General features: G+C 44.4%; 8 protein-coding genes and 2 pseudogenes. 3 read left to right on the top strand and 7 right to left on the bottom strand.

Annotation, left to right across the window (positions count from 1 at the left end):
- Positions 1–142: 142 nt before the first annotated feature.
- From IM475_RS19370 to IM475_RS19405, 7 genes are all read right to left on the bottom strand, one after another.
- Entirely contained in the window at positions 143–409 is a 267-nt protein-coding gene (locus tag IM475_RS19370; protein ID WP_002759714.1) for a type II toxin-antitoxin system RelE family toxin, read from the bottom strand.
- Position 410: 1 nt separating this feature from the next.
- A complete protein-coding gene (locus IM475_RS19375; RefSeq protein ID WP_002787278.1) occupies positions 411–692 on the bottom strand; it encodes a hypothetical protein in 282 nt (93 codons plus the stop codon).
- 212 nt (positions 693–904) lie between these two features.
- Positions 905–2,149, bottom strand: coding sequence for a M23 family metallopeptidase (locus IM475_RS19380; RefSeq protein WP_287728781.1), 1,245 nt, complete (start codon positions 2,147–2,149; stop codon positions 905–907).
- Between the two features lie 39 nt (positions 2,150–2,188).
- The gene (locus IM475_RS19385) at positions 2,189–2,908 is read right to left on the bottom strand and encodes a biotin--[acetyl-CoA-carboxylase] ligase (protein ID WP_287728782.1); all 720 of its coding nucleotides are present in this window, start codon (positions 2,906–2,908) and stop codon (positions 2,189–2,191) included.
- Positions 2,909–3,415: 507 nt separating this feature from the next.
- Positions 3,416–4,060, bottom strand: coding sequence for a histidine phosphatase family protein (locus IM475_RS19395; RefSeq protein ID WP_002759710.1), 645 nt, complete (start codon positions 4,058–4,060; stop codon positions 3,416–3,418).
- Between the two features lie 49 nt (positions 4,061–4,109).
- Positions 4,110–4,748, bottom strand: coding sequence for a histidine phosphatase family protein (locus IM475_RS19400; RefSeq protein ID WP_287728783.1), 639 nt, complete (start codon positions 4,746–4,748; stop codon positions 4,110–4,112).
- Between the two features lie 492 nt (positions 4,749–5,240).
- On the bottom strand, positions 5,241–6,386 hold the full coding sequence (locus IM475_RS19405) for a DUF4760 domain-containing protein (protein WP_287728784.1): 1,146 nt from the start codon (positions 6,384–6,386) through the stop codon (positions 5,241–5,243).
- Positions 6,387–6,972: 586 nt separating this feature from the next.
- Between IM475_RS19405 and ndk the strand changes: the two genes are divergently transcribed.
- The 3 genes and pseudogenes from ndk to IM475_RS19415 form a co-directional block, all read left to right on the top strand.
- Positions 6,973–7,422 carry a nucleoside-diphosphate kinase gene (gene ndk / locus IM475_RS19410; RefSeq protein WP_002778903.1) on the top strand — a complete coding sequence of 150 codons (450 nt, stop codon included), beginning with the start codon at positions 6,973–6,975 and terminating at the stop codon, positions 7,420–7,422.
- Between the two features lie 419 nt (positions 7,423–7,841).
- A pseudogene (locus IM475_RS23205) lies at positions 7,842–8,080 on the top strand (hypothetical protein).
- Positions 8,049–8,199, top strand: a pseudogene (locus IM475_RS19415) (RNA pseudouridine synthase); the annotation flags it as partial. The pseudogenes IM475_RS23205 and IM475_RS19415, both read left to right, overlap by 32 nt.

Consider the following 8,199-nt stretch of genomic DNA (forward strand, 5'->3'; position numbering starts at 1 on the left):
ATGCTTCGCCCCTACAGGACGCGGAACCATGAAGACGCAAGGTTTTGAAGCACGATTCTCTCAGAATCTTGCACCTGTTTCGGGAGAAAAGCCACAAAACCTCTACCTTGCCTACATTTCACATTTATTCAGCAAACCCTATTTATTGGCGGTAAGCTTGACTGCGATGTTCAATCAGCAAGACGATAACTTGAGACTGACTATCATCAACTGTATAGATAACCCGATAGTCTCCAACGCGGAAGCGATACTTCCCAGCAAATTCTCCCTTTAATGCTTTAATTTGAGGGTGATTTTTTGGTGTTTCTTGAAGGAGTTTTAAACACTTAGCAATCTTCTTTTTTAAGATTGGATCCGCTTCAGAATAAACTTTATTTGCTTTAGCTGTCAAACGGACTTTATAAGTCATCTCAGCTTTCCCAATCAATGAGGCAACCTGATTGTAAATCCATTTCAGCTTCTTTCAAATGTTCCATAATATTCGGGATTGCTCTAATTTCTTGCGTTGCCTTTTCACTTTCTTTATCTGACAAATAAGCGGCAAATTCTAGAATCATCTTTAAATTTTCTACTGATAGGGTTTGTATATATTGTTGAATCTTTTGCTGCATTAAATCGACCTGTACTAATGTTTCAGAATCTAAAAAATCTTCTGGAGTCGAGGGATTTACTTCAACGTCAGTTAGAGTCATATTTAATCAAGTGCTTCTCTCAAGTTTATTATTTGTATCTTAGCGTGTATCCCGTCTCCCGTCTCCTGACGACCGACTCCTTACCCCACAGTTAACTTTACTTTTGTCCAACTACTTAATACTGCGAATGTATGAAAACGCATCAATTGGGCAAAAGCTCAACGATGCGTTTTTAAACTCCAAAAACCGCTATATTTGTAACCCAAAACAAATTAATTCTGATTAGGGTCAGTGGCTGCGGCCATTTGCATTCTCTGCACCAGATTATCGAGGGCTAATTCTAGATGTAAACCGGCATCTACGGCGGTCCAACCCTGTTCGGTTAGGTGTCGCCATTCAAAGTGTAGGTGCGGACCGGTAGAAAGTCCCGTACTACCCACACGACCGATAACCGCGCCCTGTTCCACCCATTCTCCCGGTTTGACAGTAATTTCCGAAAGGTGGGCATAACGAGATTCTTGACTACCATCGAGGTGACGTAAAATCACCGTTAATCCGTAACCTCCCAACCAGTCGGCGGTGGCCACTTCCCCTGCGTAGGCGGCTAATACAGGTGTTCCCATAGGTGCGCCTAAATCAGTACCCGCGTGCATGGCCCGATTCCCGCTGACTGGATGATTTCGCCACCCAAAAACCGAGGTAATTTGGGCGGGAAGGGCGAGGGGAAAGAGTAAATCGGTGCGTTGAGTTTGGTTAGAATCCGTGGGACTTAAACGGGTGGCCCGCTCATAGGTGGTTGCTTCGCTGATTGCTTCTACTTCTGCGCGAGTCACCGGGGCTAAAGCCAATTTTACGCCATTCCATTCCGGGGGATTGAGGGCTACCACCTGACTTGGAATCACCGTCGGGGCAGCCAGACGTACCGGGGCGCTAGAAGCGACGAGAGTGGGGGCATAACGACCCAGGGAATTATTAGCGATAACCGGCTGATTTCGGGGCTGCCGTCCTACTCGCACGGCTGGATTAGGATTGAGACGCACCCGGGCCAGATTAACCGGGGGTAAGGGTTTGGCCACAGTGCTGACCGGCTGACGACGGGAAGCCCGGGCCGCCAGATTACAGCTACCTCCTACCAGTTGACCATTTTGGGCGATGGTTTGGCAACCACTGCGGCGCTCGGTGACGACAACGGAACTGGGGGGGTTAAAGTTTCTAGTATCGATAAAATTATTTTTACCGCCGGCCCGGGGGGCAAGGGTAGGCATATCGGTTTGATGGTTTTCGGGGATAGCCAGACGGGGGGCCGGATTAGTATTTTCTTTGATAACGGGGGCTTTTAGAGTCGGGGCGGCATTTTCCACCACTGGGGTTTCGCTGCCAGTTTCGGAATTAGCAATCGCATTGGGAGCAAGAGTAATCAGACCGCTGATTACTAAACCGAGACCACTGCATAAACTCAGCTTCTTTTTTAAGGATTTTCCTAGAAAAAGTTTCAATATCACCGATGAAGGATACATAGGGCGGCCTCACTTCTCACAGTTTAGTCAAAAAAATATTTAGACTTGATTATAGCCGAGACTGACCCTACCGGCCGGTATATAAATTTCGCTACTGGCATTGTCCGAGGTGAGTTTAACTTTTAATTCCCCTCGATCGCTTACCCCGGTTATTATGCCCTGATAGCCCTCAAAAGCTATCTTTTGACCAAAATTGGCAAAAAGTTCTAAATAAGAAGCTAATAGGGCTTTTATGCCGCGATGACAGTAATATTCATAGCCGTATAGGATAGCATCGCTGGTGAGAGAGGTTAACTGAGCGATCGAGGTGATTTTATTGCTGGCCAAAGCTTGTAAATTAATGCCGGTGGGGGGGACAGGATTGGCCCAATTGATGCCCACTCCGATGACTGCTTGCGGGATGTTTTGACCCTGAATACGGGTTTCTAGGTTAATTCCCCCTAGTTTGCGCCCTAGTAATACTAAATCATTCGGCCATTTGATTTTAACAGGTATTTCTTGACAATTCAGCTGATGAGCGATGCCCCAAACTGTAGCGAGAACGAGATGGGCAGATTTATCCACCTCTAAATCCAGATTTAACGCCAAAGATAAATATAATCCTCCCGGTTCAGAAATCCACTCCCGTCCCCATTGTCCTCTCCCGGCACTTTGTTGACTAGCAGTCACCAGAAAAGGCGGATTTTCCCCCGACTCTAATAATTGCCAAGCTTTAGTATTAGTGGAAGGTAATAGCTCAAAGTGATGGATTTTGGGCATAAATGGGGAATTATGAATTATGAATTATGAAGTATTTTCAGTGTTGCCAAAGGCACGGCGTAGCCGTCCAGTAAACAGTAAACAGTAATCAGTGACCTGATACTAAATCCGTTGAGTATAGGCTAAATATCAGGAGAGGCACTCCTGCAAGTGGAGTGACTCTTAAATGATTACAGATGTGTCAGCAGCTGCGTGTAAGCATCCCACCGAAAAACTAATGCGCGGGGGGTTTGGGGGCGGCACTTCGACACGCTCAGTGACCGCGCCACGCCCCCAACGGGGGGTTTGGGGGGTAGAACCCCCCAAAAGCTTGGATTGAATGATCAAGTGGGAAGTAATGCTAAATCCGTTGAGTATAGGCTACATATCAGGAGAGGCAAAAGGCAAGAGGCTTCGGCCGTGAGCTCAGCCGAACGGCAAAAGGCAAAAGAGGAAATAGATAATCAGTTTTTAATAACCGGATTGAGTATGAAAACTCACATCTGATCACTGATCACTGATCACTGATTAGGTGCAAGGAAGAGAACGCAGGTACTCACTGAGGTGGGAACGTAAACCGATGCCATGGAAAAGCGGGCCACGACTGCCTAATTCGACAATACTGACAGCTGCCACGGGCATTTCAAATCGATCGCGATAACGGCCCACATCGATGCCCATCAGACTACAGAGCATGATCCGGATGGTGGCCTTGTGGGAAACGATCAAGATATTGCCATCACTGTGGGTGTGTTCAATTTCTTCCAAAACGGCTGCGGAACGACGGGCGATATCGATGCCCCTTTCCCCGTTGGGGGGAGCATTCCAAGCGGGATCCGTCAACCAACGCACATAGAGATCATGGTATTGACGATCGATATCGTTGGGGTGCATACCTTCCCAAAGACCATAACCGATCTCTTGTAATCCCTGGCGGATTTCTAATTTCAGTCCCACCGCTTCACAGAGGGGTTTAGCGGTTTGAATAGCTCTTTGGAGGGGACTGACATAGGCCGCGCGCCAAGGTAAAGAACGATAGACATCGGCGAATTCCTCGGCCATTTCGATGCCTTCGGCAGTCAAACCGGGGTCATTTTCTGGAGTACCACAGTATCCTCCCGTTTTGCTATAGGCTGTTTGTCCGTGTCGTAGAAAATATAACATCAAGCACATAGTTTTTCAGGAGACCAAATCCGGGGCTTCCCTGGTTACTGTTGACTGGTTAGGTTCCCGCTCGCGAGCGCAGGTCATTGCGGAGGTGAGAGCGATCGCCTATAACTTGAAAGAGGGGACCGTGTTCGGCTAATTCGACGATCGTCACCGAGGCCACGGGCATGGCAATTCGATCGCGATAACGGCCGATATCAATGCCTAAAAGAGAACATAACATGATTCGGATCGTTGCTTTATGGGAAACGATCAAAATATGGCCATCATCGTGATTATGGTCGATTTCCTCTAATACTTCCGAACTGCGGCGAGCGATATCGATGCCTTTTTCGCCCCCTGTGGGAGAATTCCAGCCCGGATCTGCTAACCAGCGCACATAATCATCATGAAACTCCCGATTAACCTCGGCTGCGGTTTTTCCCTCCCATTGGCCGTAGGCAATCTCTTTTAATCCTTCCCGTTTGTGGATGGGAATACCTAAGAGTTCGCTTAAAGGGGTGGCTGTGGCCATGGTGCGTTTGAGGGGACTAGAATAGATGCCTGTCCAAGGCACATCTCGATAGGCAAGGGCGAAATCCTTGGCCATTTCATAGCCTGCTGGGGTTAGTTGCAAGTCTAATCGACCGCAAAAACTACCCGTTTGACTGGCTGTGGTTTCGCCATGACGCAAAAAGTAAAGTTTTAGACTCATCTTTTGGGTGCATCTCAATATTTGTGACTCTCTCCCACTTATAGTGATAAGCAGAAGTTATTAAAAGAGGGCGAAGGCAATTCGCCGCTACAATCATCCTTTTTACCTTTTGTTTCTCGGTAATTCTCTAAATTACCACTATATTTGGGACACCTCGAATAAAAGATTTTGTTAAGAAAGTGTTGGTCGGGGAAATCTCCTTTATATACAGTGGTGAAGAGGGAATAATTTTAAATAACTAATACTAAATCCCTCTTTGCCACGGTATCAGTCGGTTCAAGTCCTGTAACTTGTCTTGGTTCTCTTCTGTCCCTGACTGGCGTTTTTTGACTCTCCCCTGTCTTTTTACCATTTTCGTCGGCTCCTAAGGACTCTCCCCTCTAGTCAAAGGTTTTTTTGCTCCCTATGTCTCTGGTTTTTATAAAATCTTTCGATTTTTCGAGATGCCCAACATTTAGACTAAGGCTAATTATAATACATGGGTAGCAGAGGCTAAGTCTGGGGACTCGCGGTGCGGGGCGGTACTGTAGCGCGTTTTTTGCCCCATTTAGAAATCTTTGTCAACTGCCATGTTTCGCTATCATTTAAATTGTTCAGATGTTCACTCATCTCTGTATTTGCCTCGCTCTTTGTTGACAACAGATAACCTAAAAAATTAGTACAAACCTGATGATATTTTTTTTGATATAAATCTCTAAAAGCTTCTGATAAAATACTTTTGTCAACCAAATTATTATCTAATAAAATGTATATTTTCTCCCAGAAATTACAGATTATTCTCATGTCAAACTCGATCTGAGAATAATCTGTGTTTTCTGGACTCGAAGTTTCTCTTCTAGGAGTTTGTAATTCGGTAGAGTCCCATTTGTTTATATATTCTAATGCCTTTTCAATTTTCGCTGTTTTGATTGATTCTTGTGTTGCTTCAACAGATTTTAATGAAGCATAAAATCCTCCTATAATACCCAAAAAAACTGGCAAGATTAAGCCTAAATATTCAAAAAAATTGTCAAAAAATATCAAAACCCCACCCACACTAGCTAGACATAGGAAAAAAAATAAAATGATCATAGATGGTATTTGACGTTGTATAAACCAATCTTGTTGGTTCATCCATCTAAAATAGAAAACTAAAAGAGAAAGTAGCCCTGCTCCTTCCAATATTAATCCTGCCCTTAATTTACAATTACTTTCTTGCGTTTTCTTGGCATGATTTTTAATAGCTAAGTCAATTATGTTGGTTAGCTCATTATTTTGCTGTATTTTACTGTTGCTGCCGCCCGTATCAAATCTTGGTAATATATCTTTCCATTTCACAGAATTGTTTTCCACCACGGCTACTTTATCGCTCTCATTTAGCGTGATAAGAATATAAGGAATCCCCAGAGTTTTATCTTGAGAATTGAAGATAAAAACATCAGTCCTTAAAGAGCCATTTTCAGCAATCTTTTCAAGCCTTTTCCCAATTATTTCTGCTCGCCCCTTATCCGACACACAGAATACTGGTTGATCTCCTAGCTTGACAAGCTCTAGATTGTCAGGGCAAGAGTTATCCAAAGAATAAGTTAATGGCTGGACTAGAACAATCAAAAATACTGATAAGACCAAAATTATAAAGATGTACCACCGCTTTTTCATAAACTCCTCCGAAATGTTGAAAATCCTGCTCTGTGGAAGATTATTAACCACTATTCGCTGCTCGATTTTTATTAAAAAGGCTTCGGTGAGACAATCTTAGCCGTAACCGTCGCCACCACGTACTGTTCTCTAAGAACAGCGATCACCACCTCAACCCGCAAATACCCCACCCCCACCGCCGCCCCCGACAAACTTGCCGTCTGATCTTGGTGGGGAAAAGCGGACGCAGTGCTTTTTCATCTATAGAATCTTCTATCGAGAAACCATGCCAAAAGGCTCTGATTATTTCCCTCTTATTCACCTATCCTTACTCTATCTCCGATAATCTCAACGAATGAGGCTGTTTTCATAAAATTTAATGATTAGCCGACAATGAATCGCCGATAGCTGATAGCAGGCGTTGGGTTTCATACTTCAAACCAACCTACGTTCATCTTATATTTAATTCCACCCACCCACTTAACTGCTGTAAATCCGACAGCAAGCTGACTCAGCAATTTAAGCGAAAATTCTGCCATTCTCTAGGATGCCATTCTGGGTTAATCTGGGTTTTGTGACAATTTATGGCTAAATTTTAAGAGGCAGTATGGAACGCACTTTCTTAATGATTAAACCCGACGGTGTGCAACGCAATCTGGTGGGGGAAATTATTCAACGCTTTGAAGCTAAAGGTTTTACGTTGGTTGGGTTGAAAATGATGCAGGTTTCTAGCGAATTAGCGGAAAAACACTACGCTGTTCATAAAGAAAGACCCTTTTTCCGTTCTTTGGTCGATTTTATTACCTCCTCCCCCGTGGTGGCCATGGTTTGGCAAGGAGAAGGAGTAATTGCCTCCGCTAGAAAAATTATTGGCGCCACTAATCCCCTCAATGCTGAACCTGGTACGATTCGCGGTGATTTTGGCATTAGTGTCGGACGCAATCTTATCCATGGTTCCGATGGTCTAGATACCGCCAAAGATGAAGTTAGTCTCTGGTTTAGCGATGCAGAATTGGCTAATTGGACTCCCGCCATCACTCCCTGGGTGGTAGAGTAAATCCCCACTGGAAGCCCTTAGGGGGCAGGGGCGGTCGGCGGTCGGCAGGGGGCAGGAGGCAGAAGATTATTTTTATTGATTCTCCCCACACCCCACTTCCCCACCTCCCCAATTCATAATTCATAATTCCCACTCCCCCACTCTGCAACAACTCATCCTACATACTTTGTGCTTTTTGTCAAAAAAACTTTTTTTTTGCAATAAAACTACACAAAAAAAAGATCATCGTTGTGGGTGAAATTGACTGATTTACCTGTCTTAATTAGGATCACCTTGTCGGTGTGGCAAGGGTTTCAACGATTGCTGTCCAAAAAAGCACAGAGTATCCCATTATGAAATTCAGTAAAATCGCTGTAACCATTGTAACATCGTTGTTAAATAAAAATCTTTCTCAATTAATTTTTAAGAATTTGTAAATATTGCGGAATGTTAATTTAAATATTCTCAAGTTTTTGGAGTCAATAAATAATTTTTGCTTATCTTTGTCGAACATTGGGTGAGAAGGCAGGAGGCAGAAGTCAGGAGTCAGGAGTCAGGAGATTATTTTTATTTATTCTTCCCACACCCCACACCCCACACCCCACACCCCACACCCCACACCCCACACCCCACACCCCACTTCCCCAATGGCCAATCAAGGTTTGATTTATCGATATAAAATTAGCAGAAATCAGGCAGGATTAAGCCTATTAGCCTACTATGCGGGCAAATATCCCCAGTCTAGCCCAGAAGAATGGCTCGATCGCATTTTATCAGCAGCAATTCTCGTCAACGGTC

Source organism: Microcystis sp. M061S2 (assembly GCF_020245605.1).
Taxonomy (GTDB): domain Bacteria; phylum Cyanobacteriota; class Cyanobacteriia; order Cyanobacteriales; family Microcystaceae; genus Microcystis.

Coding starts and splice junctions, on each gene's coding strand:
- IM475_RS19370 (WP_002759714.1), bottom strand. CDS start 409: ATGACTTATAAAGTCCGTTTGACAGCTAAAGCAAATAAAGTTTATTCT.
- IM475_RS19375 (WP_002787278.1), bottom strand. CDS start 692: ATGACTCTAACTGACGTTGAAGTAAATCCCTCGACTCCAGAAGATTTT.
- IM475_RS19380 (WP_287728781.1), bottom strand. CDS start 2,149: ATGTATCCTTCATCGGTGATATTGAAACTTTTTCTAGGAAAATCCTTA.
- IM475_RS19385 (WP_287728782.1), bottom strand. CDS start 2,908: ATGCCCAAAATCCATCACTTTGAGCTATTACCTTCCACTAATACTAAA.
- IM475_RS19395 (WP_002759710.1), bottom strand. CDS start 4,060: ATGTGCTTGATGTTATATTTTCTACGACACGGACAAACAGCCTATAGC.
- IM475_RS19400 (WP_287728783.1), bottom strand. CDS start 4,748: ATGAGTCTAAAACTTTACTTTTTGCGTCATGGCGAAACCACAGCCAGT.
- IM475_RS19405 (WP_287728784.1), bottom strand. CDS start 6,386: ATGAAAAAGCGGTGGTACATCTTTATAATTTTGGTCTTATCAGTATTT.
- ndk (WP_002778903.1), top strand. CDS start 6,973: ATGGAACGCACTTTCTTAATGATTAAACCCGACGGTGTGCAACGCAAT.